The 503-nt window shown below is 63.0% G+C and carries 1 pseudogene; it reads left to right on the top strand.

Features of this window, described 5'->3' with window-relative positions:
- A pseudogene (locus EN852_RS34970) lies at window positions 1–503 on the top strand (GGDEF domain-containing protein); the annotation flags it as partial.

The following is a 503-nucleotide window of genomic DNA, read 5'->3' as shown; positions in this document are numbered from 1 at the left end:
TGATGCTCCTTCTGCTCTACATGAAGGAAGACGCCGCCACCGTGCGCCAGCCGATCTACGGCCTGCTGCTCGGCAATGCGCTGATGATCGGGCTGGTGCTGATCCTGCGGCTGCACGCGATCGCGCAGCTTCCGAACGGCAGGGTCCCCGACATCGGCTTCATCGACGAGATGGGCTGGCTGATGGTCTGGGGCACCACGCTGCTCTTCATCGACGCCATACTCATCATCCTGCTTTACGAGAAGCTCGGCGCCTATCTGCGCGCGGGGCCATTCGTTCGCATCCTGGCATCGGTCGCCAGCGTGCTCACCTTCGATCAGGCCGGCTTCTTCACCGCGCTGCATTTCGTCGCCGGCGCGCCGATCGCGGTCTTCTTCGGAGGCTGGTTCGCCAAGATGGGGGCGGCGCTTGCCTACAGCGGCATGCTCGTCGCCTATCTCAAATGGGTCGAGGATAACGACATCGCCGTGCCACGCGGCCTCTCCGATATTTTCGATACCCTC

The organism is Mesorhizobium sp. M2E.F.Ca.ET.209.01.1.1 (assembly GCF_004010375.2).
Taxonomy (GTDB): Bacteria; Pseudomonadota; Alphaproteobacteria; order Rhizobiales; family Rhizobiaceae; genus Mesorhizobium.
Note: the sequence above shows the minus strand (reverse complement) of the source record. Positions and strands in the feature narration are given on the sequence as shown.